This window comes from Lysobacter silvisoli (assembly GCF_003382365.1).
GTDB lineage: Bacteria > Pseudomonadota > Gammaproteobacteria > Xanthomonadales > Xanthomonadaceae > Lysobacter > Lysobacter silvisoli.
Genome location: NZ_QTSU01000002.1, coordinates 186,107 through 212,191, shown reverse-complemented (window position 1 = coordinate 212,191; position 26,085 = coordinate 186,107). Strand labels below are relative to the sequence as shown.

Here is a 26,085-nt window from a genome sequence, read left to right as displayed (position 1 = left end):
TGAGGAGCGGGAGACTCGATGATCCGATCAGCCCTGGCCTGCGCGCTCGTGTTCGCCCTGGCCGCCTGCGGCCGCGACGCCGGTCCGCAGCACGTGCCCACCGCCCAGGTCGCCGCCGGCGATCCGGCCTTCGCCGACACCCTGCGCACGCGTCTGCTCGACGCCAAGTCCGGCGACGTGATCGAGGTGCCGCCGGGACGCTACAGCTTCGACCGCAGCCTGAGCCTGCGCGTGGACGGGGTGACCATCCGCGGCGCCGGGCCGGACAAGTCGGTGCTCAGCTTCAAGGGCCAGAAGGCCGGCGCCGAGGGCCTGCTGGTCAACGCCAGCGACTTCACCATCGAGAACATCGCCATCGAGGACAGCAAGGGCGACGGGCTCAAGGTCAATGAAGGCGAGCGCATCACCATCCGCAACGTGCGCGTGGAATGGACCGGCGGGCCCAGCACCAAGAACGGCGCCTACGGCCTGTACCCGGTCAAGACCCGCAACGTGCTGATCGAGAACGCGGTGGCCATCGGCGCCTCCGACGCCGGCATCTACGTGGGCCAGTCGCGCGACGTGATCGTGCGCAACAGCCGCGCCGAGTTCAACGTGGCCGGCATCGAGATCGAGAACACCGTCAACGCCGACGTCTACGGCAATACCGCCACCAACAACACCGGCGGCATCCTGGTGTTCAACATGCCGGCGCTGTCGCAGCAGGGCGGCGCGATCCGGGTGTACAAGAACAAGGTCTACAAGAACAACACCGCCAACTTCGGCGCCAAGGGCACGCCGGTGGCCAGCGTGCCGGCCGGCAGCGGCGTGGTGGTGAACTCCAACGACGACGTCGAGATCTTCGATAACGACATCAGCGACAACGCCACCACCAACATCATCATCTCCAGCGTCTATTCCACCGGCTACAAGGACGAGCAGGCGGCGCAGGATTTCGATCCCTATCCCGAGCGCATCTACGTCTACGGCAACCGCTTGTCCGGCGGCGGCGACGCGCCCGACGGCCTGGACCTGAAGGCGCTGAAGGTCGCCAGCTACGGCCTCGGCGGCCGCCTGCCCGACGTGCTCTGGGACGGCTACCGCAACCCCAAGGCGCCGCCGCCGGGCGATCCGCAGCTGTGCCTGCACGACGTGTCCGGCGTGCTCAACGCCGACGGCCCGGGTGGTTACAAGAACCCCAGCAAGGACACCGCCGCCTACGCCTGCACGCTGCCCAAGCTGCCGGCGATCGACCTCAAGCGCGGCTGAACCGATGCCGGGAGTGGGTAAGCGCAGTGCGTCATGGGGTTTGGCATTGCTCGCGCTGATGCTGGCCGCGTGCGAGCGCGCGCCGCCGCCGTCAGCGGGCGGCGCGGCCGCGCCAGCCGCGGTCGCCTGGCCGGCGCAGGTGCGCTTTCACGATCAAGGCCAACCGCCGCTGCTCAGCGACTGGGGCCTGATGCAGGTGGCGGACGGGCGGCTGCGCTTGAACGCCGGCGTGCTGCCCTACGGCCTCAACAGCGCACTGTTCACCGACTACGCGCACAAGCTGCGTACGGTGTGGATGCCCAAGGGCAGCGCCGCGCGGTACGACGCGCAGAACGCGTTCGACTTCCCGGTCGGCACGGTGCTGAGCAAGACCTTCTACTACCCGCGCGCCGTGGGAGCGGACGGCGACGTGGTCGCGCGCAGCGACGACCAAGCCGACTTCGCCGAGGGCGCGCTCGATCTCAAGCGCGTGCGCCTGATCGAAACCCGATTGCTGGTGCGCCGCGCCGAAGGCTGGATCGCGCTGCCCTACGTCTGGAACGCCGAGCAGACCCAGGCGCGGCTGATGCGCGGCGGCGAGCTGATCTCGCTGACCCTGCGCGACGGCCAGGGCCGCGACGAAGCGGCGACCTATCAGGTGCCCGACCAGAACCAGTGCGGCGGTTGCCACGGCACCGACATCAAGAGCAAGGCGCTGCAGCCCATCGGGCCGAAAGCGCGCCACCTCAATCGCGACTACGCGTATGCCGACGGCCGCGCCCACCAGTTCGCGCGCTGGCAGCAGGCCGGCTATCTGCAAGGCGCGCCGGCCGCGGCGGATGCGCCGCACGCGGCCGACTGGCGCGACGCCGCGCGCGCCAGCCTGGACGCGCGCGCGCGCGCCTACCTGGACATCAACTGCGGCCATTGCCACAGCCCCAAGGGACCGGGCAATACCTCCGGCCTGTGGCTGGACGCGGCCACGCAGGAACCGCTGCGCCTGGGCCGCTGCAAGCTGCCGATCGCCGCGGGCAAGGGCACCGGCGACCGCCGGCACGACATCGTGCCCGGCGATCCGGAGGCCTCGATACTGGTGTACCGCATGGACAGCGTGGACCCGTCGGCGATGATGCCGGAGGTGGGCCGCAGCGTCGTGCACAGCGAAGGCGTGGCGCTGATCCGCGAATGGATCGCGGCGCAGCAGGGAGATTGCGGCTGAGCCGGCAACGGCGCGCCGCGTGGGGAGGGCGACGGGCGTTCGGGGGAACGCGTTGCCTGCATCGAAACCGGGCGTTCAAGGAGTACCCGTAATGCTCTTGCGTAAACACAAGCTGGTCACCGCCATCGCCGCGCTCTGCGGCGGCGCCGCGCTCACGCTGGCCCTGCCGGCTCTGGCGCAGACCGCCGAGGCGCCGCGCGCCGAGGCCAAGGACCTGGATGCCATCACCGTCACCGCGCAGAGCCGCGAGCAGGAGCTGCAGGACGTGCCCATCGCCTTGCAGGTGGTGAGCGACCAGCTCATCGACGACGTCGCCGCCAAGGACCTGGGCGACCTCGACAGCTTCGTGCCGGGCCTGGTGGTCAACAGCCAGCAGCCGACCCAGCCCAGCTTCGAGTTGCGCGGCATCAGCACCGACGACTTCGGCATCGGCACCGACCCGGCCGTGGGCATCTACGTCGACGGCGTCTACGCCGGCCGCGGCGGCGGCGTGCTGCTGCCCTTCACCGACGTGGAGCGTATCGAAATCCTCAAGGGCCCGCAGGGCACGCTGTTCGGCCGCAACACCGCCGCCGGCGCGGTGTCGATCATCACCCGCAAGCCCGGCAACGACACCGAGGCCGCCGCGCGCCTGCGCCTGGGCAACGAGGGCCGCGTCTACGCCGATGCCATGGTCAACCTGCCCACCGGCGAGGACGCCGCGCTGCGCATCAACGCGCTGTTCAACCACAGCGACGGCTGGATCCAGGACGCCAACAACGGCCGCGACCTCAACCCGGAGAACAACTGGGCCACGCGCGCCGCGTTCCGGCTCGGTCTGGGCGAGCGCACCACCGCCACCCTGAGCTGGGACCACGAGAACCTGGACCAGCTCGGCCAGGCCACCACCGGCATCGTGCCGCTGCCGCCGCGCCCGGGCCTGCCGACCCTGCCGGTGGACGAGTTGGGCTACCTGGACCCGCGCAAGGTGCCCACCGCCTCCGACGCCGAAGGCAACGAGGAATCGCGCCGCTTCGACGGCGTGACCCTGATCGTCGATCACGCCTTCGACTGGGGCTCGCTGACCGCGACCACTTCCTGGCGCGACTACGACTCGGTCAACCGGGTCGAAGAGGACGGCACCGACCGCAACTACCTCTACGTCGACTCGACCAACACCGAGAGCAACGAGAGCGTCTACCAGGAATTCAAGTTCGCCGGCAGCACCGACCGCATCGACTGGGTCGCCGGCGCCAGCTACTTCAAGGAAGAGGCCGATCAGACCAGCGAGGTCAACGCGCTGACCGATTCGGTGGACACCATCGTGCGCAACCTGGGCATGGCGCCCACGCCCACCGGCTATCTGTTCGGCTACGTCGACCAGCAGCTGGCGGCGTTCGGCATCCCGATCCGCCTGCGCGGCCACCGCTGGAACGAGAAGTTCGTCAACACCCTGGAAACCCAGTCCTACGCGGTGTTCGGCGACGTGATCTGGCACGCCACCGACAAGCTCAACCTGACCTTCGGCCTGCGCTACACCCGCGACGAGAAGGACTTCACCTGGCTCAACAACCCGCGCTCGGCGCCGACCCTGGACGCGGCGCTGGATCAGCTCGAGGCGATGGGCTTCTTCGCCCTGGCCGGCATCCCGCGCGACACCTTCGTCTTCGACGTGGCCTTCATCGATCCGCCGGCCATGCTCAACAAGGGCGTGACCAACCGCGCCAAGCGCTCCTGGAGCGACGTGAGTCCGCGTTTCGTCGCCGACTACCACTTCAACGACAACACCATGGGCTACGCCTCGCTGGCCAAGGGCTACAAGGCCGGCGGTTTCAACTCGCTGCAGATCGGCAGCCGCTTCGACAACGAAGACGTGTGGAACCTGGAGTTCGGCCTCAAGCAGTCCTTCCCCGAGCACCGCCTGCAGTACAACCTGTCGGCCTACTACTACGTCTACGACAACCGCCAGGCGGTGGTGCTGGACATGAGCACCACCATTCCGCGCTTCGTGGTCGATACCTCGGACATGGAAGCCTACGGCGTGGACTTCGACGCGCGCTGGCAGGTCACCGACGGGCTGGGCCTGGACTTCAACGCCGCCTTCATCGACGCCACCTACAAGAACTACCAGTCCACCAACGGCGTGGACCTGAGCGGCAAGCCCACCGGCGTGCCGCACTGGTTCCTGGCCGGCGGCATGAACTACCAGTGGAACCTGCAGGAACACGGCGACCTGCGTTTCTCGCTGCGCCACGCCTACCGCAGCAAGCAGCGCTGCAACGCCGAGTCGCAGGCGCAGAGCACCTGCGGCCCGAGCCCGGCGCTGCAGCTGGGCGAATCGCGCAACCGCACCGACCTGCGTCTGGCCTGGACCGCGCCCAACGGCCACTGGGGCCTGGCGCTGTTCGGCAACAACGTCTTCGACAATCAGTACATCAATTCCTTGGGCACCTACGGCAAGACCGTGCTCGGCACCGTCGGCGCGCGCGTCACCGATCCGCGCACCTACGGCGTGGAGTTCAACGCCAAGTTCTAGGCCGGGCGAAGCCCCGTATCTCGACGGCCAAGGCTGGGGCCCGCTACGGCGGGCCTTCTTTTTTCGTGCCCACACGCACGCCGCGCCGCTGCGGTTCGCCAGTTCGCACGCGCGGCCTTATCCTTGGCGCCATGCCCAAACGCCACGGCGGCGCCTCCGTCGATCTCCAACTGCAGCCGCTGTCGAGCCTGCCCGGGGTCGGCCCGCGCGTGGCCGAAAAGCTGGCCGCGCGCGGCCTGACCACGCTGCAGGACCTGTGGCTGCAGCTGCCGCGCCAATACGAGGACCGCACCAGCCTGACCCCGATCCGCGCGCTGCAGCCGGGCGTGGCGGCGCAGTTCGAGGGCCGGGTCGAAGCGGTGGAGCGCGGTTTCCGCTACCGGCCGGTGCTGCGCGTGGCCATCGGCGACGACAGCCGCAGCACCCTGGTGCTGCGCTTTTTCCATTTCCGCGCGGCCCAGGTCGCCCAGTTCCGGGTCGGCGCGCGCGTGCGCTGCTACGGCACGCCCAAGCCGGGGCAGCTGGGGCTGGAGATCGTGCACCCCAGCTACCGCGTGCTCGACGACGAGGACGCGGCCGCGCTGGGCGACCGCCTGGACCCGGTGTATCCGGCGGTGGAGGGCATCGGCCCGGTGTCGCTGCGGCGATTGATCGGCCTGGCCCTGGACCGCCTGCCCGACGAGGACGCGCTGGAACTGCTGCCGGCCGAACTGCGCCAGCGCCTGAGCCTGCCTTCCTTGCGCGAGGCGCTGCTGACCGTGCACCGCCCGCCGCAGGACGCCGACGTGGCCGCGCTGATCGCCGGCGTGCATCCGGCCCAGCGCCGGCTGGCGCTGGAGGAGCTGCTGGCCCATCACCTGAGCCTGCGCCGCCAGCGCATCGCCCAGCAGGCCCACCGCGCGCCCGCGCTGAAGGGCCTGGCCCTGGCCGAGCGCCTGCGCAAGGCGCTGCCGTTCGCGCTCACCGGCGCGCAGAAGCGCGTGTTCGACGAGATCCGCGCCGACCTGGCCAAGCCCTCGCCGATGCTGCGCCTGGTGCAGGGCGACGTGGGCAGCGGCAAGACCGTGGTCGCGGCGATGGCGGCGATGATCGCGGTGCACGCCGGCAAGCAGGCCGCGCTGATGGCGCCGACCGAGCTGCTGGCCGAGCAGCACTTGAACAACCTGCGCGCCTGGCTGGAACCGCTGGGCGTGCGCGTGGCCTGGCTGGCCGGCAAGGTCACCGGCAAGGCGCGCGCCAGCGTGCTGCAGGACGTGGCCTCGGGACAGGCCCAGGTCGTGGTCGGCACCCATGCGCTAATGCAGGAGGGCGTGGCCTTCCGCGACCTGGCCCTGGCCATCGTCGACGAGCAGCACCGCTTCGGCGTGCACCAGCGCCTGGCCTTGCGCGACAAGGGCGCCGGCGGCGCGGTCGGCGCCGACGCGATCGTGCCGCACCAGCTGGTGATGACCGCCACGCCGATCCCGCGCACCCTGGCCATGGCCGCCTACGCCGACCTGGACGTGTCGGCGATCGACGAGCTGCCGCCCGGGCGCACGCCGGTGCAGACCGTGGCGCTGAGCGACGAGCGCCGGCCCGACCTGGTCCAGCGCATCCGCAACGCCTGCGCCGAGGGCCGGCAGGCCTATTGGGTCTGCACCCTGATCGACGACTCCGACGAGGTCGAGGCGCAGGCCGCGCAAAGCACCTTCGAGGACCTGTCGCGGCAGCTGGCGCCGCTGCGCGTGGGCCTGGTGCACGGGCGCATGAAGGCCAAGGACAAGCAGGCGACCATGCGCGCGTTCAAGGACGGCGAACTGGACCTGCTGGTCGCCACCACCGTCATCGAAGTCGGCGTGGACGTGCCCAACGCCTCGCTGATGATCATCGAGAACGCCGAGCGCCTGGGCCTGGCCCAACTGCACCAGCTGCGCGGCCGGGTCGGCCGTGGCCAGGCTGCGTCCAGCTGCGTGCTGCTGTACCGCCCGCCCTTGTCGACGCTGGCACGACAGCGGCTGGAGACCATGCGCCAGACCCACGACGGTTTCGTGATCGCCGAGAAGGACCTGGAACTGCGCGGCCCCGGCGAGTTGCTGGGCACGCGCCAGACCGGCCTGGCCGGCTTCCGCGTGGCCGACCTGGTCCGCGACGCCGACCTGCTGCCGCAGGTGCAGGCCCTGGGCGAGCGCCTGCTGGCGCAGGCGCCGGACACGGCGCAGCGGATCGTGGCGCGTTGGGTGGGCGGGGCGGCGAGGTATGCGTCGGCTTGAGAGAGAGCCAGAGCAAATCCCCCCTAACCCCCTTTTGCAAAGGGGGGAACCCAAAGCTGGCGCGGCCTTTCGCCGCTCCCCCCTTTGCAAAAGGGGCTAGGGGGATTTGCCGTTGCCGTTGCTTCGCTTAGCTCCCAGTCCCAGAGCAATCCCCCTCCTTCCCCATCCGTACCGGCATGTACGGATCAGGAATTCTCAAAATCGCGAATTTGGCCGCTTTTGATCGATACAAAAGCGCCGCGACTTGATCGATAATCGCCGCGACCCCACCGGAAACCGGCCATGCCCGCCGCCCGTTCCAGCGCCGCCACCCGCCTCGCGCCGGCCGCCATCGACGCCCCAATGCGCCGCCGCGGCCAAGCCGCGCTAGCGGCGCAGCCGTCGGACCTGACATGCTTGTCGGTTATGACGGTAGATCCCGAGTGCGCGCGGCTGCGCGATCTGATCGCCGCCGATGTCGGCGGCACCCATGCACGGGTCGGACATGTGCGCGTCGGCGACGACGGCGCGCTGTCGGTGGTGCGTTTTCGCCAGTACGCCTGCGCCCAGGCGCCTAGTCTGGCGGCGATCCTGCGCGACTTCGCTGCCGAGGCGCAGCTGTCGTCCGAGCATGCGGTGGTCGCCATCGCCGGGCGCCTGGACGGCGACCGCCTGGTCAACAGCAATCTGCCCTGGCCGGTGTCGCTGGAACGCACCCGGGTCGAAGCCGGGCGCGAGCGCCTGGCGCTGATCAACGATTTCGAAGCGGTGGCCTACGCGGTGCCGCGCATCGACGCTTCAGGCATGACCCAGGTCTGCGGCGGCGACGCCGTCACCGACGGACCGGCGCTGGTGCTGGGGCCGGGCACCGGCTTCGGCGCCGCGCTGTACGTGCCCGGCACCCCGGCGCGCGTGCTAGCCAGCGAAGCCGGCCATGCCGCGCTGGCCGCGGGCACGCCGCGCGAGCTGGACCTGCTGCGCCTGCTGCTGCGGCGCTGGCCGCACGTGGACAACGAACGCGTGCTGTCCGGCCCCGGCCTGGTCCACACCTACCAGGCGCTGTGCGAGCTGGACGCGGTGGCGCCGCGCCTGGACACGCCGGCGGCGATCACCGCCGCCGCGCAGCGCGGCGACGATGCGCAGGCGGCGGAAACCGTGGCGATCTTCTGCGCCATGCTCGGCAGCCTGGCCGGCGACCTGGCGGTGACCTTCGGCGCGCAGTCGGTGTACCTGGCCGGCGGCATTCCCGCGCAGATCGTGCCCTTGCTGCTGGCCAGCGATTTCGCCGCGCGATTCGTCAACAAGGGCGTGTTCGCCGAACTGATGGCGCGCACGCCGGTGCGGCTGGTCGAGCACGGCCAGCTCGGCCTGCTCGGCGCGGCGGCCTGCTATCTGGAGCGTTACGCCGCCGCCTGAGCCCGCGCTGCGCGCTCGCCGATGCAATCGCTGTTCGCTTCGTCCCTTTCGCTATCGAGAGACCACGTCATGAGCAGCCGCCGCCACTTCCTCCAGTCCTCGCTGTTGGCCGCCGGCGCGCTGGCCGCGCCGCGCGCGGCGCTGTCCGCCGCCGGCAGCGGCGCCAAAGTGGTCTCGACCTGGGATTTCGGCGTGGGCGCCAACGCCGCGGCCTGGCCGGTGCTCGCGCGCGGCGGTAGCGCCTTGGACGCGGTGGAAGCCGGCGCGCGCTGGGCCGAGGCCGACCTGTGCAATCCCACGGTCGGCCGCTGCGGCAACCCCGACCGCGACGGCGTGCTGACCCTGGACGCCAGCATCATGGACGGCGACGGCCGCTGCGGCGCGGTGGCGGCATTGGAGGACATCCTGCACCCGGTCTCGGTGGCGCGCGCGGTGATGGAAAAGACCCCGCACGTGATGCTGGTGGGCGAGGGCGCGCAGCGCTTCGCCGCGGCCCAGGGCTTCCCCAAGCAGCCGCTGCTCACCGATGAGGCGCGCAAGGCCTGGCGCGAATGGCTCAAGACCAGCGAGTACCAACCGCAGATCAACGCCGAGCGCCGCCAGCGCCCGGGCGACGCCAGCAACCACGACACCCTGGGCATTCTGGCGATCGGCGCCGACGGCAAGCTCGCCGGCGCCTGCACCACCAGCGGCATGGCCTGGAAGCTGCACGGCCGGGTCGGCGACAGCCCCATCGTCGGCGCCGGCCTGTACGTGGACAACGAGGCCGGCGCGGCCACCGCCTCGGGCGTCGGCGAGGAGATGGTGCGCAACGCCGCCAGCTTCCTGGTGGTGGAACTGATGCGCCAGGGCCGCTCGCCGGGCCAGGCCTGCCGCGAGGCGATCGAGCGCGTGGTGCGCAAGCGCCCCGAAGCGAGCAAGCAGCTGCAGGTGTGCTTTCTGGCCTTGAACAAGCACGGCGAAGTCGGCGCCTACGCGCTCCATCAGGGCTTCGTCTATGCGGTGCACGACGGCGGCGCCGGCCCGCACGAACGCCTGCACGAGTCGGCCTCGGTCTACGCCACGGAACACAAATGAGCGGCCTGCTGCTGGAGGTCGCGGCCAATTCGCTGGCCTCGGCGCTGGCCGCGCAGGACGGCGGCGCCGACCGCATCGAGCTGTGCGAGAACCTGGGCGAGGGCGGCTGCACGCCGTCCTACGCCAGCATCGCGCTGGCGCGCGAACGCCTGCGCATTCCGTTGTACGTGCTGATCCGCGCGCGCGCCGGCGATTTTCTCTACGACGCGCTGGAGCGCGAGTTGATGCGGCGCGATATCGAGAACTGCGCGCGGCTGGGCTGCGACGGCGTGGTAATCGGCGCGCTGGACGCGGACGGCGAGGTCGACCGCGCCGCCTGCGCGGAGTGGATCGCGGCCGCCGGCGGCATGGGCCTTACCTTCCACCGCGCCCTCGACGCCGCGCGCGATCCGGCGCGCGCGCTGGAGGATGCCATCGCCCTGGGCTGCGAACGCGTGCTGACCTCCGGCGCCGCGGCCGGCGCTCCCGCGGGTGCACCGGCCATCGCAGCGCTCGTGCGTCAGGGGGGCGGGCGCATCGCGGTGATGGCGGGGGCGGGCATCGAGCCCGGCAACGTGGCGGCCTTGGTCGCGGCAACCGGCGTGCGCGAAGTCCACGCCTCGGCCAAAGCCCTGCAGCGCTCGCGCATGCGGTACCGCAACCCGGCCCTGGCCGGCTTGGAACCGGATTGGATCGCCAGCGATCGCGAGCGGGTGGTCGAGTTGCGCCGTGCTTTGGATGCCTGCGGCGCCTGAGCGCGGTGGCCGCCGCGCACCGACGCGAAAACCGTCCCAATTCCGCTGTCCGCACGCTGCAGCGCTAAGTCCGCACCGGCCAAGGAATTGCACCTGCGAAGTTAAGGATTTGTTGCAGCGCAGAATGCAATTCGGCAAAGCCTGTGATGAATTTAGATCGATCCAGCTTCGGGGGAAAAGGACGGTCGCCCCCCACCGTCCTTTTTTACGGTCGATTTTTTAGATCGTGACAAAAAGTTGGAGATCGCTGTCCGCGTGTCCCGCTGCAGTTCACTTTTCGAGATCGCCGTGATGACCCACTCCACGCTACACCGCAACGCGTTGGCCAGCGCCCTCGCGCTCGCTCTGTTCGCCCCGCTGGCCGCGCTGGCCCAGGACGCGCCGCAGGGGGCGGCGCAGGATCAGGTAACCGAAGTCGAAAAGATCACCGTCACCGGTTCGCGTATCAAGCGCACCGACATCGAAGGTCCGGCGCCGGTCACGGTGATGACCGCCGAACAGATCAAGGCCGAAGGCTTCGTCACCGTGCACGACGCCCTGAGCACGCTCAACGAGGCCATCGGCACCGTCGAAGCCGACGTGCAGTGGGGCTCGCACACGCCCAACGCCAGCCCGCTGAACCTGCGCAACATGGGACCCAACCGCAGCCTGCTGCTGGTCAACGGCCGCCGCGTCGCCGACTACCCGCTGCCGTATGGCGGCCAGAGCAACTTCGCCAACTACTCCAATATTCCCGCCGCCGCGGTCGAGCGCATCGAAGTGCTGACCGGCGGCGCCTCGGCGATCTACGGTTCCGACGCCATCGCCGGTGTCATCAACGTGATCCTGAAGAAGAACTACAGCGGCGACGAAGTGCGCATCCGCGGCGGCACCTCCACCGAGGGCGGCCGCGACACCTGGGACCTGTCCTGGGCCGGCGGCAAGACCGGCGAGCGCTGGAGCGTGAGCTACGCGCTGCAGTGGACCAAGCGCGATCCGCTGTTCGGCCGCGACCGCCCCGAAATGGACGACTCCGACGACGCCGCGCCGAGCTCCTGGAACACCGAGCAGCGCAAGGTCGGCTTCCGTCCGTTCACCGGCCTGGCCCTGCTCGACGCCGGCAACGGCAACCGCCGCCTGGCGCCGCCGGCCGGCGCCTGCGAACAGTTCCGTGGCGAGTACTACCGCGCCGACCGACTGGTCTACAACTACAATACCAACACCGTCAGCAACACCGGCCAGCTGTGCGGCAAGAGCGCCGACTTCGCCGACTGGCTGCTGCGCAGCGGCAGCGAAGACTGGTCGGCCTATGCCCACGGCACCTGGGACTTCGGCGACGGCCTGCAAGGCTGGGTCAACGTCGCCCTGTACGACTCCAAGGCGCAGTGGGGCACCTCGCCGCCGTCGCTGCAGCTCACCGACGGCCTGGATGGCGGCGCCTTCATCGACGCCAACACCGGCCGCCGCCTGATCGGCGTGCGCAGCTTCACCCCGTTCGAGGTCGGCGGCATGGACAACATGCGCAACCTCAACAAGGAACAGTCCTGGGACCTGAGCGCGGGCCTGAGCGGCACCGTGTTCGGCGGCCGCTTCAACTGGGACGCCTCGGTTGGCCGTTCGCGCTACACCGTGCACGAGCGCATCGCCACCGTCGATTGGGACCAGGCCGAGAACTTCTTCCTGGGCCCGCAGATCGGCGTGCAGGACGGCCTGCCGGTGTACAACTTCAACGAAGCGCGCTGGTGGTCGCCGGTGACGCCGGAGCAGTACCGCCAGTTCGGCGTGAACTCGATCAACAACGCCGCGTCCTGGGTCAACCAGGCCCAGGCCTCGCTCAGCGGCGACCTGTTCGAAGGCTGGGCCGGCCCGATCGGCTTCGCCGCGGTGCTGGAAGCGGCCAAGCAGGGCTATCAGCTCGACCCCGATCCGCGCGGCAACCAGGACTACTGGGTGCAGAACATCGATCGCGGCGGCGGCGAGCGCACGCGCTATTCGGCCGGCGTCGAATTCAAGGTGCCGCTACTGGAATCGGTGACCCTGACCGCCGCCGCGCGGCGCGACCATTACGGCAGCTACGAAGCCTTCGACAGCGCCGCGCGCCTGGCGATCGGCTCGCAGGCCGAGACCACCTGGAACGCCGGCATCGAATGGCGTCCGCTGTCCAACCTGCTGCTGCGCGGCAGCTACGCCACCAGCTTCCACGCGCCGGACATGCACTTCCTGCTGGCCCAGCCCAGCACCTCGGACGTGGGCATGAGCGATCCGCTGCGCTGCATCCAGACCGGCGCCTACCTGACCAACGACTGCGGCAGCGGCAACACCGACGTGTTCTACGCCTTCGGCGCCAACCGCCGCGGCACGCCCGACCTCAAGTCCGAACTGGGCGAGTCGTGGACGGTGGGTTTCGTCTGGGACCCGCTGGACAATCTGTCGTTGTCGGCCGACTACTGGTCGATCGACCTGGACGACGAAATCCGCGACCTGCCGCTGAGCACCATCCTCAACGACGAAGCGGGCTGCCGCACCGGCAAGACCGTCGATCCGTCGGTGCCGTGGTCCAATCCCAGCGGTGCGGAGTACTGCTCGACCATCCTGGCGCGCGTGAACCGCGACGCCAACGGCCGCCTGGTGTCGGTGGAGACCGGCCCGATCAACATCGCCCAGCGCAGCGTCGCCGGCGTCGATGCGTCGTTGCGCTACCGCCTGGAGACCGCGCGTTGGGGCAATTTCCAGTTCGGCCTGAACTACACCAACCTGGTGTCGATGAAGGAGCAGGTCTACGCGACCGACCCGAACCCGGAACGCCGCGACCGCGACGTGCGCAGCAAGATCCGCGGCAGCGTGAGCTGGCAGGGCGAGCTGTGGAACTGGACCGTGTACGGCGACCGCATCGGCTCGGTGCCGGGCGTGCGCTACCACTGGGGTACCGACCGTCTGGACAACCCCGGCGGCTGCCGTCCGTTCCCGGACGGTTACGTGCCCAGCGATGCGCTGGACAGCAACTGCACCGTGCCGGCCGGCAGCAGCAACCCCAACGCCGGCAAGAGCACGCAGCGCTACTACGGCCGCGTTGGCCCGGCGATCACCTGGAACTTCAACGTCGGCTACAAGGTGACCGACCGCGCCAAGATCAACTTCTACGTCAACAACGTGTTCAACAGCACCGGCTGGAACCACAAGGACCCGTACAAGCTCGACTACGAGTTCTACAACAGCCGTCTGTTCAGCCCGATCGGCCGCGAAGTTTCGCTGGAATACGTGTTCAACTTCGATTGATTCTCTCCCGCCCCTCCCCCGGGCCCTGGGCCCGGCCGCAAGGCCGGGCTCCTTTTATCCTCGGCGGCGGCATCGGCTTTCCGGTGCCGCCACTCCCCGGCCGCTGCAGCTCCCGCCTATGGCCGTAGGCACGAATCCGGACCGCGTCGGAATGCGCTTTCGCCTCGCCACGCTGCTGTTGCCGCTGCTGCTCGCGCCGGGCTGGGCCCGCGCGCAGGCGCCGGCTGCGCAGCCGGCGGCAGCGACAGCGTCCGCATCGGTGATCCCGCAGCCGCGACGGTGGCAACCCGGCGAAGGCGTGTTCGCTCTGGACAGCGGCGTGTCCGTCCTTGCGCCGCGCGATGCGCGCAGCCGCGAGATCGCCGAATTCCTGCGCCGCTCGCTGGCCGACGATCACGGCCTGTGGCTGACCGCGGGCGATGCGCGCACGGGCCGCGTCATCGAGCTGCGCCTGGACGCCGCCATCGGCGGCGACGAGGCCTACCGCATCGAGATCGCGCCGCAGCGCGTGACCCTATCGGCCGCACAGCCGCGCGGCCTGTTCTGGGCGGTGCAGAGCCTGCGCCAGCTGCTGCCGCCGGGCCGCGCCGCACGCATCGAGCTGGCGGCCGCGCGCATCGACGATGCGCCGCGTTACGGCTACCGCGGGCACATGCTCGACGTGGGCCGCCATTTCATGCCGGTCGACTTCATCAAGAAGCAGCTCGACCTGCTGTCGTATTACAAGATCAACACCTTCCGCTGGCACCTGACCGAAGACCAGGGCTGGCGCATCGAGATCAAGCGCTACCCCAAGCTGACCCAGGTCGGCGCCTGGCGCACCGAGGCCGACGGCCGCCGCTACGGCGGCTACTACTCGCAGACGCAGATCCGCGAAGTGGTGGAGTACGCGCGCCAGCGCAACATCATGGTGATCCCCGAGATCGAGATGCCCGGGCATGCCTCGGCGGCGCTGGCCGCCTACCCGGAGCTGTCCTGCCGCAAGCAGCCGATCGAGGTGCCGACCAGCTGGGGCGTGTTCGAGGACATCTACTGCGCCGGCGACGAATCGACCTTCGAGTTCCTGCAGCACGTGCTCGACGAAGTCGTCGCGCTGTTCCCCGCGCCCTATGTGCACATCGGCGGCGACGAGGCGCCCAAGGCGCGTTGGCAGGAAAGCGCCTCCTCGCAGCAGCGCATGCGCGCCGAGGGCCTCAAGAACGAGGACGAACTGCAGGCCTGGTTCGTGCGCCGCATCCAGCGCTACCTGGCCGGCAAGGGCAAGACCCTGATCGGCTGGGACGAGATCCTGGACGGCGGGTTGGGCCGCGACGCCATCGTCGAAGTGTGGCGCGGCGAAGAACCGGCCGCGCGCGCGCTGCGCAACGGCAACCGCATCGTAGTGGCCAGCCCGTTCTATCTGGACCGCGCCAACAGCGATCTGAGCCTGGAAAAGCTCTACCGCACCGACTTCGCCGCCGGCCCCGGGTTCGCCGAGCATGCCGCGCAGGTGCTGGGCGCCGAGGCGCCGCTGTGGACCGAGCGGGTCACGCCGCGCAATGCCGAAACCTTGCTGTACCCACGCCTGCTCGCCTTCGCGGAGAACACCTGGAGCGGCAGCGGCGACTACGCCGGCTTCCAGCACCGCCTGGGCGAGCACTACCGCCGGCTCGATGCGTGGCAGGTGAGCTACGGGCCGGAGTCGGCGGACGTAGCGAGCTACCGCGTGGAGCGCGATCCGGTCAAACGGCTGTGGCGCGTGCACGCGCAGCGCGGCTTCGACGACCTGCGCATCCATTACACCACCGACGGCAACGAACCCAGCGCGACCTCGCCCTGGTTCGCCGACACCCTGGAATTGATTCCGCCGGGCACGCTCAAGCTCACCGCGTTCCGCCACGGCCGCGCTTATGCGCACAGCCGCGCCTACACCCTGGTCTCGCACCTGGGTCTGGACCGTGCGGTGAGTTACTCGCTGCCCGCGCACCCGCGTTACCGCGGCAATGCCGACACCGCCACGCTCAGCGACGGCGTGCTGGCCGGCGACGACCACGCCGACGGCCGCTGGACCGCCTGGAACGGCGGCGACGCGGACGTGAGCGTAGACCTGGGCGCGCCCACGCGGGTGAGCGCGCTGTCGGCGCGCTTCCTGCAGCAAGCCGGCAGCTGGATTTTGCCTCCGCGCGCCCTGCAGCTGTCCACGTCCGACGACGGCAAGCATTGGACACCGCGCGCCGAGCTGGCGCTGGACGTGGACGCGGCCGACCTGCGTCAGCGCATCCTCACGCCGCGTCTGGCGCTGCCGCAGCCGCTGCGCGCCCGCTACCTGCGCCTGCACATCCAAAGCTACGGCGCTCTGCCCACCGGCCATCCCGGCGCGGGCAGCCCGTCCTTCTACTTCGTCGACGAACTGGTGATCGAATGACACCGCAGCCCCACGCCCGACCCGCTTCTTCGCCGCGCCTGCGCTGGTTCGGCTACGCCCTGGCCCTGGTCGGCGTGGCCGCCCACGCCGCGCCCGCGCGCGAGGACCTGGCCGTCACGGTCAACACCTACATCGGCACCAAGGACGACGGCAACACCTATCCGGGCGCGTCGGCGCCGTTCGGCCTGATCCAGATCTCGCCGATCGGCGATCACTATTCGGGCTGGCGCTACGACGAAACCAAGATCCGCGGCTTCGGCCACTCCTTCCTGTCCGGCGCCGGTTGCTGGGAGCAGGGCGGGCAGCTGTCGGTGCTGCCGGTCACCGGCGCGATCGCGCCGGGCGGCGCCTTCGACACCGCCAAGGCCGAGAGCTTCGACCAGCGCAAGTACGCCGCCGCCTACACCCACGAGGGCGAGATCGGCCAGGCCGGCTACTACAAGGTGCGGCTGACCGATTACGGCGGCATCGACTTCGAAGCCACCGCGCTGACCCGCGCCGCGGCCGAGCGCTACACCTTCGGTGTGGATGCGGACACCGGCCATGTGCTGGTCAACACGGGCCAGGCCAATAACCGCCACACCGTGGTCGGCAGCGCCTTGCGCGTGGTGGACGAGCGCACCGTCGAAGGCCGCATCACCACCAAGAGCTTTTGCGGCGGCCAGAACTACACCACCTGGTTCGTGCTGCGCTTCGACCGCCCGTTCCAGAGCCACGGCACCTGGGACGAGGAGGGCGGCCACCCCGGCGGCCGCAGCGCCATGCAGGGCGATACCCGCCCGGCCGGTGCGTGGTTCAGCTTCGATCTCAAGCGCGGCCGCGCGGTGACCGCGCTCAGCGCGATCTCGCACGTGGACCAGCAGGGCGCCTGGAACAACCTGCGCACAGAGGCCATGAGCGGCGGCAAGGAACTTGGCTTCGACGCCATGCGCACGCGCGCGCAGGACGCCTGGCGCAAGGAGCTGCAGACCGTGCGCGTGCAGGGCGGCAGCGGCGACGACCGCACCGTGTTCTACACCGCGCTCTACCATTCCCTGCTGCAGCCGCTGACCGGCAGCGACGCCGACGGCCGCTACCGCGGTTACGACGACAAGATCCACCAAGCCCAGGGCTGGACCTACTACGAGTATTTCTCGCTGTGGGACACCTACCGCTCGCAGAACCAGCTGCTGGCGATGCTGCGGCCGCAACGCGCGCGCGACATCGCCCAATCGGTGCTGAAGATCCGCGAGCAGGGCGGCTGGCTGCCGCGCTGGGGCTATGCCAGCTTCGAGACCAATGTGATGACCGGCGACCCGGTCACGCCGTTCCTGGTCGACCTGTGGAAGTTCGGCGCGCTCGAAGGCCGTGAGCGCGAGGCCTGGATCGCGCTGCGCGAAAACGCGTTCGGGGTGCCGCCGTTCGGTTCGCGCAGCAGCGGCCGCGCCGGCAATCCGAGTTATCTGCAGCGCGGTTTCGTCCAGTACGACCGTGCGTTCCCGGTCAAGAGCATGGACATCGATCCGCATCATGGCGGTTCGGCCACGCTGGAGTACGCGCTGGCCGACTGCTCGCTGGCCGGCTTCGCCCAGGCCATCGGCGAGGACGCCGACGCGCGCACCTTGCGCGCGCGCGGCGGCAACTGGCGCAACGTGTGGGACGCGCAGGCCAAGGACGCGGAGCTGGGTTTCACCGGTTTCCCGCGCCCGCGCCTGGACGACGGCAGCTGGTACACCGGCCCCGACGGCCGCTACAACCCGCGCTCGCATCACGGCTTCCACGAAGGCACCGCCTGGCAGTACCAGTGGCTGGTGCAGCAGGACGTGCCGGGCCTGGCCGCGGCCATGGGCGGCGAGGCCGAGGCGCTGCGCCGGCTGGACGCGTTCTTCGCCTACGACGCGCTGCTGGCCGACCCGGCCCACGCCGCGCGCAAGCAGTGGGTGGTGGGCCCGTACAGCTATTACAGCCAGTACCGCTACAACCCCAACAACGAACCCGACCTGCACGCGCCCTGGCTGTACGCGCTGCTGGGCCAGCCGTGGAAGACCTCGGCGGTGCTGCGCTCGGCGCAGACCCTGTTCACCAACGCGCCCAACGGCGTCACCGGCAACGACGACCTGGGCACCATGTCGGCCTGGTACCTGTACTCGGCGATCGGCATGTATCCGCTGATGCCCGGCAGCGGCGAGCTGGTGCTGCACGCGCCGCGCTTCGAACGGGTGGAGCTGGACCTGGGCCGCGGCAAGACCCTGCGCATCGAGGCGCCCGGCGCCGACGGTCGCGTACTGCAGTACCCGCAGTCCGTGCGTTTCGATGGCGCGGCCGTTGACCGGGTCTGGCTGGATTGGTCGCGCCTGCGCGACGGCGGCACCCTGCGTTTCGAACTCGGCGCGACCCCGTCGGCCTGGGCCGCCGCCGCCTCGGCGCGTCCGGCCGCGGCCTGCACCGCTCCTGGCGGGGGCGCGCCTTGAGCGCGATCCCGGCCCTGAATAGCCGCCGCCCGGCGGCCGCCGCCGGCCGCGGGTCGGCGCGGGTGCGCGTTGCCGCCCGCACCGGCCAACTTGGATCGATTCACTTGGTGAATAATCGGCCGACACTCCGAGTCCAAGGAAGCCGGATCGATGACGACCCACAAGTCCGGCACCGGCCGGTCCAGCCGCAAGCAAGTCACCGTGACCGACATCGCCCAGGCCTGCGGCGTGTCGCGGGCGACGGTATCGCTGGTGCTGCGCGGCAGCCCGCTGGTGCATGCCGATACGCGCGCCCGGGTGGAAGCCGAGCTCAAGCGCCAGCGCTACGTCTACAACCGCGCCGCGGCGAATCTGCGCCGGCAGACCTCCAGTTCGGTCGCGCTGGTGATCAACGATCTGTCCAACCCCTTCTTCGCCGAATTCGCCGCGGGCGTGGACGAAGCCTTGGGCGAGGAGGGCTTCGTCACCTTGCTCGGCAGCACCGGCGAATCGCCGCAGCGCCAGCTGGCGGTGCTGGGTTCGCTGGTCGAGCACGGCCCGGCCGGCATCATCCTCTCGCCGGCCGAGCACAGCGACGGTGCGGCCTTGCAGCGCCTGCTGGGCGCGCACACGCCGGCGCTGGTGTTCAACCGCGCCTTGCCCGGCGTGGACTGGGACTTCCTGGCCCTGGACAACGAGCACGGCGCGCGCCTGGCCACCGAGCATCTGCTGTCGCTGGGGCACCGCCGCATCGCCTTCTTCGGCGGCCATGCCGATTCCAGCTCCTGCCAGCAGCGCCGGCAGGGCTACACCGACGCCTTGCGCGCGGCGGGCATCGAGCCCTCGCCGGAGTGGCTGGTGGAATGCAGCCCGACCCGCGTGGATGCGGCGGCGCGCACCGGCGAACTGTTCGAGCATGCGCGCGAGGCCGGCGCGGCGGTTTGCTACAACGACACCGTCGCCCTTGGCCTGATGCTGGGCCTGAGCGCGCGCGGCATCCGGCCCGGCGCGGACTTCGCCCTGACCGGTTTCGACGACATCACCGAAGCGGCGCTGTCGACGCCGTCGTTGACCACGCTGGCGGCGCAGCCGCGCGCGTGCGGACGCCAGGCCGCCGAGCTGCTGCTGCAGCGCGTGCGCGATCCCGGTGCGCTGCCGCGGCGGGTGATCGCACCGGTGAAGCTGGTGGTGCGCGGCAGCAGCGGAGCCGCGGCCATGTGAGTTCCTCCCCACAGCGCCGTCCGCACGGCGCCCCCATCGAGCAGTCGACTCCATGAGTACGCAAGTCCGTACCGCGCCGGCGCCTGCCGCGCACGCCGCACGCAACCGCGCGGCCCTGGTCGCGATGACCGCGATCTTCTTCATGTGGGGCTTCATCACCGAGCTCAATGGGGTGCTGATTCCGCACCTGCAATCGGTGTTCCAGCTCACCCACGCCCGCTCGATGCTGCTGGACTCGGCCTTCTTCGGCGCCTACTTCGTGATGGCGATACCGGCCGGGCGGGTGGTGGCCAAGGTTGGTTACAAGCTCGGCATCGTGATCGGCCTGCTGATCGCCGGCGCCGGTGCGTTGCTGGTGCTGCCGGCGGCGCAGGCGGCCTCGTTCGAACTGTTCCTGCCGGCCTTGTTCATCCTGGCCACCGGCATCGTGCTGCTGCAGGTCTCGGCCAATCCCTACGTGAGCCTGCTCGGCGCGCCCGAGCGCGCCGCCAGCCGGCTCAACTTCGCCCAGGCGGTGAACTCGCTGGGCCACACCATCGGGCCCTACGTGGCCGGCCTGCTGATTTTCAGCGCGACCCTGCTCAGCGCCGAACAGCTGGCCAAGCTGCCGGCTGCCGAGCGCGTGCAGACGGTGCAGCCGCTGTACATCGGCGTGGCCGCGGCGCTGATCGTGCTGGCGCTGGCGGTGTACTTCTTCCGCATGCCGGCGCTGACCGAATCCACCGAGCAGGCCGACACGCGCAAGCACGGCTACGCCGAAGTGCTGCGCCTGCCGCACCTGCGCTGGGGCGTGCTGGCGATCTTCTTCTACGTGGGCGTGGAGGTCACTGTCGCCCACTTCATGGTCAAGTACGTCTCGCGCCCGGACATCGGCGCGATGAGCGAGGCCAACGCCGCGCTGTATCTGTCCTACTACCACGGCGCGGCCATGATCGGCCGCTTCCTGGGCGCGGCGCTGCTGATGAGCGCCAACCCGCGGCGCCTGCTGCCGCTGTACGCGGCGATCAATATCGTGCTGCTGCTGGTCACCATGAACACCTTGGGCGGCGTGGCGATGTGGTCGGTGGTGCTGGTGGGCCTGTTCAACTCGATCATGTTCCCGACCATCTTCACCCTGGCGATCGAGCGCCTGGGGCCGATGACCGAAAAGGCCTCCAGCCTGCTGGTCATGGCCATCGTCGGCGGCGCGGTGATTCCGCCGTTGCAGGGCGCCTTCGTCGATCTGTTCCAGGGCGCGCTGGGCGACGAGACCCGCGCGCTGCAATACGCCTTCTTCGTCTCCGCGCTCTGCTACGCCTACATCGTCTGGTACGGCCTGCGCGGCTCGCGTTTGCAAGGCGCTACGCACACCGCACAGGGGCAGGATTGAACCGCATGCGCACTATCGTTTGTTTCGGCGAGGCCCTGATCGATTTCCTCGCCCAGCCCGCGGCGGCGGCGGACGCGCCGCGCGCGTTCCTGCAGTACGCCGGCGGCGCGCCGGCCAACGTGGCCGCGGCCGCCGCGCGCCTGGGCGCGCCGACCCAGTTCGTGGGCATGCTGGGCCGCGACATGTTCGGCGACTTCCTGCTCGACAGCCTGCAGGCCTGCGGCGTGGACACGCGCCATGTGGTGCGCACCGATGCGGCCAAGACCGCGCTGGCCTTCGTCGCCCTGGACGGCCACGGCGAGCGCAGCTTCAGCTTCTACCGCCCGCCGGCGGCGGACCTGCTGTTCCGCACCGGGGATTACGCGGCCGAGTGCTTCGCCCAGGCCGGCGCCTTCCACGTCTGCTCCAACAGCCTGACCGAGGACGAGATCGCCGCCGCCACCCTGCACGGCATGCGCCTGGCGCGCGAGGCCGGCGCCCTGGTCAGCCTGGACCTCAACCTGCGGCCGATGCTGTGGCCCCAAGGCGTGCAGCCGCGGCCGCGGCTGTGGCAGGCGCTGGCCGCGGCCGACGTGGTCAAGCTGGCGCGCAACGAGCTGGACTACCTGGCCGAGCCCTATGGCGGCGGCGAGGCCGGCGAGCGCGCGGTGCGCGAGCGCCTGTTTGCCGGCGCGGCGCGCTGGCTGGTGGTCACCGACGGCGGCGCGCCCATGCGCTGGTACAGCCACGAGGCCGAAGGCGAGCTGCGCGGTTTCCGGGTCAAGGCGGTGGACACCACCGCCGCCGGCGACGCCTTCGTCGGCGGCCTGCTGTTCCGCCTGTGCGAACTGGGCGTGGACGCGGCGCGGCTGCCGGCCCTGCTGTCCGACCGCGCCGCGCTGGAAGACGCGCTGCGTTTCGCCGCCGCGGTCGGCGCGCTGGCGGTGACCCGACACGGCGCCTTCGCGGCAATGCCCACGCACGCACAGGTGCAGCAACTGCTCAAGGAACAGTACGAACATGCAGCCTGACAGCACGCCGCCGGCCGGCACTCACGACCCGTCCGCCCCGGAATTCCGCTCCGAGCATTTCCTGCGCGCGCACATCGCGCGCACCATGGCCTTCTACCACCCGCGCTGCATCGACCCGTCCGGCGGCTTCTTCCATTACTACAAGGACGACGGCGGCGTTTACGACGCTTCGCACCGGCACCTGGTCAGCAGCACCCGCTTCGTCTTCAACTACGCCATGGCCGCGCGCGAGTTCGGCGACGACGAGGCGCTGCGCACCCAGTACCTGCAGGCCGCGCGCCACGGCTTGCGCTACCTGCGCGAACGCCACCGCAATGCCGACACCGGCGGCTACGCCTGGACCCTGCGCGACGGCCAGGTCGAGGACGAGACCTACCATTGCTACGGCGTGGCCTTCGTGCTGCTGGCGTACTCCACCGCGCTCAAGGCCGGCATCGAGGAGGCGCGCGCCTGGATGGACGAGACCTGGCAGTTGCTCGAGCGCCACTACTGGGAACCGCAACACCGCCTGTACCGCGACGAGGCCGATGCGCACTGGCATTTCAGCGGCTACCGCGGCCAGAACGCCAACATGCACATGTGCGAGGCCATGCTGGCCGCGTTCGAGGCCAGCGGCGAGCGCCGCTACCTGCAGCGCGCGCTCGACCTGGCCGAACGCATGACCTGCGACCAGGCCGCGCGCGCCGGCGGCCTGGTCTGGGAGCACTACGACGCCGATTGGAAGGTCGACTGGACCTACCACCTCGACGACCCCAAGCACCTGTTCCGTCCCTGGGGTTTCCAGCCCGGCCACCAGACCGAGTGGGCCAAGCTGCTGCTGATTCTCGACCGTCACGTGGACGAGGACTGGCTGGTGCCGACCGCACGCCACCTGTTCGATGTGTCGCTCGCGAATTCGTGGGATGCGCAGCGCGGCGGCATGTACTACGGTTTTGCCTACGAAGGCTTGCGTCACGCGGGCGAGGGCAGGGCGGCGGTCGAGGGCGACGCCTACATCTGCGACGACGACAAGTATTTTTGGGTGCAGGCGGAGTCGTTGGCGGCGGCGGCCTTGCTTGCCGCACGCACCGGCGAGCGCCGCTATTGGGATTGGTACCAGCGCCTGTGGGCCTATTCCTGGGCGCATATGGTCGATCACCACTACGGCGCCTGGTTCCGCATCCTCGACGCCGACAACCGCAAGTACAGCGACGAGAAGAGCCCGGCCGGCAAGACCGATTACCACACCATGGGCGCCTGCTACGAGGTGCTGAACGTGTTGCGCGGGAGCTGAGGCGCGATGCGGCCGGCGGCATTCCTGCATCGGTGGCGGCGCGGACTCGCGTTCGCGGCGGCGGTTTTGTTCGCCGCCACCGCGCAGGCCGCGGCGCCGGGCGTGCGCGATCTGGGCGGAGCCTGGGAATTCCGGCTGCTGCCGCAGGATCTGCAGGCGCGCGAGCACGCGGACGCGACCCAGTGGCGCGCCGCGCGCGTTCCCGGCCACGTCCACACCGACCTGCTCGCGCAGGGGCTGATACCGGACCCCTACGTGGGCGCGCCGGAAGCGCAGCTGCAATGGATCGGCCTGGGCGCCTGGGAGTACCGCAGCCGCTTCGATCTGGACCCGGCGACCTTGCGCCGCGCCCACGCCGAACTGGTGTTCGAGGGCCTGGACACCTACGCCGACGTGAGCCTCAACGGCGAGCCGCTGCTGGCGGCCGACAACGCGTTCCGCACCTGGCGCCTGCCGGTGACCGGCAAGCTGCGTGCGCGCGGCAACGAACTGCGCGTGCTGCTGCATTCGCCGATCCGGCGACTGCTGCCTCAGGTGCAGGCCATGCCGCACAAGATCGCCGGCAACTATCCCTCGCCCTACGGCGACGAACCCAAGGACGCGATGACCGGCAACTTCGCGCGCAAGCCCGGTTACCACTACGGCTGGGACTGGGGCCCGCGCTACGTGACCGCCGGCATCTGGCGCGCGGTGCGGCTGGAAAGCTGGGACGGCCTGCGCATCGACGAACTGCATCTGCGCCAGCTGCGCGTGGACGCCGACGCGGCCGAACTCAGCGCGCAGCTGCAGGTGCGCGCCGATGCCGCCGGCCCTGCGACCTTGGAAGTAGATTGGCTGGACCCCGACGGCCGGCGCGCGCGTAGCTTGCGCCAGAAGATCACGCTGCGGGCGGGCGAGCAGACGCTGAGCCTGCCCTTGCGCATCGAACGGCCGCGGCGCTGGTACCCGTACGGCTACGGCGAACAGGCGCTGTACACCTTCCGCGCGCGCCTGCGCGGCGAGGGCGGTCAACAGGCCCAGGTGCAGCAGCGCACCGGCCTGCGCCGGGTCGAACTGCGCCGCCCGCGCGATGCGGCGGGGCAGGGCTTCGCCTTCGCGGTCAACGGCATCGAAATCTTCGCCAAGGGCGCCAACGCGATTCCCTTCGACATGTTTCCGGCACGCGTGTCCACGCAGCGCCTGCGCAAGACCCTGGAAGACGCGCGCGCGGCCAACATGAACATGCTGCGCAACTGGGGCGGCGGCTACTACGAGAGCGACGCCTTCTTCGACCTGGCCGACGAGCTGGGCCTGATGGTGTGGCAGGACTTTATGTACGGCGGCGGCATGCAGCCGGGCTACGACGCGGGCTTCCGCGCCAACGCCGTGGCCGAGGCGCGCGATCAGGTGCGGCGCCTGCGCCGCCATCCCAGCATCGTGCTGTGGTGCGGCAACAACGAAGAGGAGACCGCCTGGAAGGACTGGGGCCACCGGCGCACCCTGACCCAGGCCGATCCCGCGTTCGCGCAAGAAGTGTGGGACGGCTACGTGCAGCTGTTCGGCCGCGACCTGCGCGACGTGGTGGCGCGCGAGTCGGGCGAGGTGCCGTACTGGTCCAGCTCGCCCAGCAACGACCTGGACGAGAAGGCCAACGACTCGGCCAAGGGCGACAAGCACTACTGGGACGTGTGGGCCGGCTCCAAGCCGATCGCCGCCTACCTGGGCGAGTCGCCGCGCTTCATGTCCGAGTTCGGCCTGCAGGCCTGGCCGGTGCTGCGCACGGTGGACACGTTCGCGAGCAAGGCCGAGCAGGGCCTAGCCACGCCGGTGGTGCGCGCGCACCAGAAGTTCCTGGCCGGCGCCGGCAACGAGCGCCTGCTGCTGTACATCCGCGCCGGTTACGGCGAGCCGCGCGATTTCGCCGACTTCGTCTACCTCAGCCAGGTCATGCAGGCCGAGGGCATCGAGCTGGCCGCACTGCACCACCGCGCCAGCCGGCCGCACACCATGGGCTCGCTGTACTGGCAGCTCAACGACGTCTGGCCAGGCGCGTCCTGGTCCAGCATCGACTACTACGGCCGCTGGAAGGCGCTGCAGTTCCACGCCCGGCGCTTCTTCGCTCCGGTGGCGGCGTCGGCGCTGCGCAAGGACGGCCGCACCGCGCTGAACCTGCTGTCGGACCGCACCCAGGCAAAGCCCGCGCAATGGACGCTGCGGGTCATCGATTTCGACGGCCGCGAACACTGGCGCGACCAGGGCCAGGTCACGCTGGCGCCGCTGGCGGCCACCGCCGCCGGCGCCTGGAGCGATGCCGAGCTGCTGCGCGGCGCCGACCCGCGCCGCACCGCCGCGGTGTTCGAACTGCAGGTCGCGGGCGAGCCGGTCTCGCGCCGCGTGGTCTATTTCGACGAGGCCAAGTCCCTGGCCCTGGCCGACCCGCAGCTGCGCACGCAGTGGCGCCGCGACGGCGACGCCGCGGTACTGACGCTGCAGGCCGGCGCGCTGACGCGCGCGCTGTGGATCGAGTTCGACGGCCTGGACGCCCAGTTGTCCGACAACGCCCTGACCCTGCTGCCCGGCGAGAGCGTGCAACTGCGCGTGCGCGCCGATGCCGACCTGGAACGCCTGCGCCGCAGCCTGCGCCTGCGCTGGCTCGGCGCGCCCTGATGGCGCTAGCGAACCCCGCAGCGCCCGCCGCTCCCGGCGCGGCGCCCCCACGACCCTTGGTG

15 protein-coding genes are annotated in these 26,085 nt (G+C 70.3%); all 15 read left to right on the top strand.

What is annotated here, in order from left to right; translation table 11 throughout:
- Positions 1 to 18: 18 nt before the first annotated feature.
- Positions 19 to 1,248: a parallel beta-helix domain-containing protein gene (locus DX914_RS12140; RefSeq protein WP_115859393.1), complete on the top strand. Its 1,230-nt coding sequence runs from the start codon at positions 19 to 21 to the stop codon at positions 1,246 to 1,248.
- Between the two features lie 40 nt (positions 1,249 to 1,288).
- Positions 1,289 to 2,446 carry an SO2930 family diheme c-type cytochrome gene (locus DX914_RS12135; RefSeq protein ID WP_231118254.1) on the top strand — a complete coding sequence of 386 codons (1,158 nt, stop codon included), beginning with the start codon at positions 1,289 to 1,291 and terminating at the stop codon, positions 2,444 to 2,446.
- Between the two features lie 91 nt (positions 2,447 to 2,537).
- On the top strand, positions 2,538 to 4,961 hold the full coding sequence (locus DX914_RS12130; RefSeq protein WP_115859391.1) for a TonB-dependent receptor: 2,424 nt from the start codon (positions 2,538 to 2,540) through the stop codon (positions 4,959 to 4,961).
- Positions 4,962 to 5,092: 131 nt separating this feature from the next.
- The gene (recG, locus tag DX914_RS12125; protein ID WP_115859390.1) at positions 5,093 to 7,210 is read left to right on the top strand and encodes an ATP-dependent DNA helicase RecG; all 2,118 of its coding nucleotides are present in this window, start codon (positions 5,093 to 5,095) and stop codon (positions 7,208 to 7,210) included.
- A 387-nt stretch (positions 7,211 to 7,597) separates the two neighbouring features.
- Positions 7,598 to 8,605, top strand: a complete 1,008-nt coding sequence (locus DX914_RS12120) for a glucokinase (RefSeq protein WP_425480694.1) — start codon at positions 7,598 to 7,600, stop codon at positions 8,603 to 8,605.
- Positions 8,606 to 8,674: 69 nt separating this feature from the next.
- A complete protein-coding gene (locus DX914_RS12115) occupies positions 8,675 to 9,682 on the top strand; it encodes a glycosylasparaginase (protein WP_115859389.1) in 1,008 nt (335 codons plus the stop codon).
- Positions 9,679 to 10,416 (top strand): copper homeostasis protein CutC, encoded by a 738-nt coding sequence (locus DX914_RS12110; RefSeq protein WP_115859388.1) that lies wholly within the window; start codon positions 9,679 to 9,681, stop codon positions 10,414 to 10,416. Before DX914_RS12115 ends, DX914_RS12110 begins: the two co-directional genes overlap by 4 nt.
- A 366-nt stretch (positions 10,417 to 10,782) precedes the next feature.
- Positions 10,783 to 13,671, top strand: coding sequence for a TonB-dependent receptor plug domain-containing protein (locus DX914_RS12105; RefSeq protein WP_425480693.1), 2,889 nt, complete (start codon positions 10,783 to 10,785; stop codon positions 13,669 to 13,671).
- Positions 13,672 to 13,822: 151 nt separating this feature from the next.
- Entirely contained in the window at positions 13,823 to 16,075 is a 2,253-nt protein-coding gene (locus tag DX914_RS12100; protein WP_158549269.1) for a glycoside hydrolase family 20 protein, read from the top strand.
- Positions 16,072 to 18,525, top strand: coding sequence for a GH92 family glycosyl hydrolase (locus DX914_RS12095; RefSeq protein WP_115859385.1), 2,454 nt, complete (start codon positions 16,072 to 16,074; stop codon positions 18,523 to 18,525). The genes DX914_RS12100 and DX914_RS12095 overlap by 4 nt, the downstream gene beginning before the upstream one ends.
- A 150-nt stretch (positions 18,526 to 18,675) precedes the next feature.
- The gene (locus tag DX914_RS12090; RefSeq protein ID WP_115859384.1) at positions 18,676 to 19,725 is read left to right on the top strand and encodes a LacI family DNA-binding transcriptional regulator; all 1,050 of its coding nucleotides are present in this window, start codon (positions 18,676 to 18,678) and stop codon (positions 19,723 to 19,725) included.
- 52 nt (positions 19,726 to 19,777) lie between these two features.
- On the top strand, positions 19,778 to 21,094 hold the full coding sequence (locus tag DX914_RS12085; protein ID WP_115859383.1) for a sugar MFS transporter: 1,317 nt from the start codon (positions 19,778 to 19,780) through the stop codon (positions 21,092 to 21,094).
- Between the two features lie 5 nt (positions 21,095 to 21,099).
- Entirely contained in the window at positions 21,100 to 22,104 is a 1,005-nt protein-coding gene (locus DX914_RS12080) for a carbohydrate kinase family protein (RefSeq protein WP_115859382.1), read from the top strand.
- Entirely contained in the window at positions 22,094 to 23,377 is a 1,284-nt protein-coding gene (locus DX914_RS12075; RefSeq protein WP_115859381.1) for an AGE family epimerase/isomerase, read from the top strand. The genes DX914_RS12080 and DX914_RS12075 overlap by 11 nt, the downstream gene beginning before the upstream one ends.
- Positions 23,378 to 23,401: 24 nt before the next feature.
- A complete protein-coding gene (locus DX914_RS12070; protein WP_425480692.1) occupies positions 23,402 to 26,023 on the top strand; it encodes a beta-mannosidase in 2,622 nt (873 codons plus the stop codon).
- Positions 26,024 to 26,085 lie beyond the last annotated feature (62 nt).

Bases quoted from the DNA above. Each gene is read 5' to 3' on its own strand.
- DX914_RS12140 (WP_115859393.1), top strand. From the start codon at position 19: ATGATCCGATCAGCCCTGGCCTGCGCGCTCGTGTTCGCCCTGGCCGCC.
- DX914_RS12130 (WP_115859391.1), top strand. From the start codon at position 2,538: ATGCTCTTGCGTAAACACAAGCTGGTCACCGCCATCGCCGCGCTCTGC.
- recG (WP_115859390.1), top strand. From the start codon at position 5,093: ATGCCCAAACGCCACGGCGGCGCCTCCGTCGATCTCCAACTGCAGCCG.
- DX914_RS12115 (WP_115859389.1), top strand. From the start codon at position 8,675: ATGAGCAGCCGCCGCCACTTCCTCCAGTCCTCGCTGTTGGCCGCCGGC.
- DX914_RS12110 (WP_115859388.1), top strand. From the start codon at position 9,679: ATGAGCGGCCTGCTGCTGGAGGTCGCGGCCAATTCGCTGGCCTCGGCG.
- DX914_RS12100 (WP_158549269.1), top strand. From the start codon at position 13,823: ATGCGCTTTCGCCTCGCCACGCTGCTGTTGCCGCTGCTGCTCGCGCCG.
- DX914_RS12095 (WP_115859385.1), top strand. From the start codon at position 16,072: ATGACACCGCAGCCCCACGCCCGACCCGCTTCTTCGCCGCGCCTGCGC.
- DX914_RS12090 (WP_115859384.1), top strand. From the start codon at position 18,676: ATGACGACCCACAAGTCCGGCACCGGCCGGTCCAGCCGCAAGCAAGTC.
- DX914_RS12085 (WP_115859383.1), top strand. From the start codon at position 19,778: ATGAGTACGCAAGTCCGTACCGCGCCGGCGCCTGCCGCGCACGCCGCA.
- DX914_RS12080 (WP_115859382.1), top strand. From the start codon at position 21,100: ATGCGCACTATCGTTTGTTTCGGCGAGGCCCTGATCGATTTCCTCGCC.
- DX914_RS12075 (WP_115859381.1), top strand. From the start codon at position 22,094: ATGCAGCCTGACAGCACGCCGCCGGCCGGCACTCACGACCCGTCCGCC.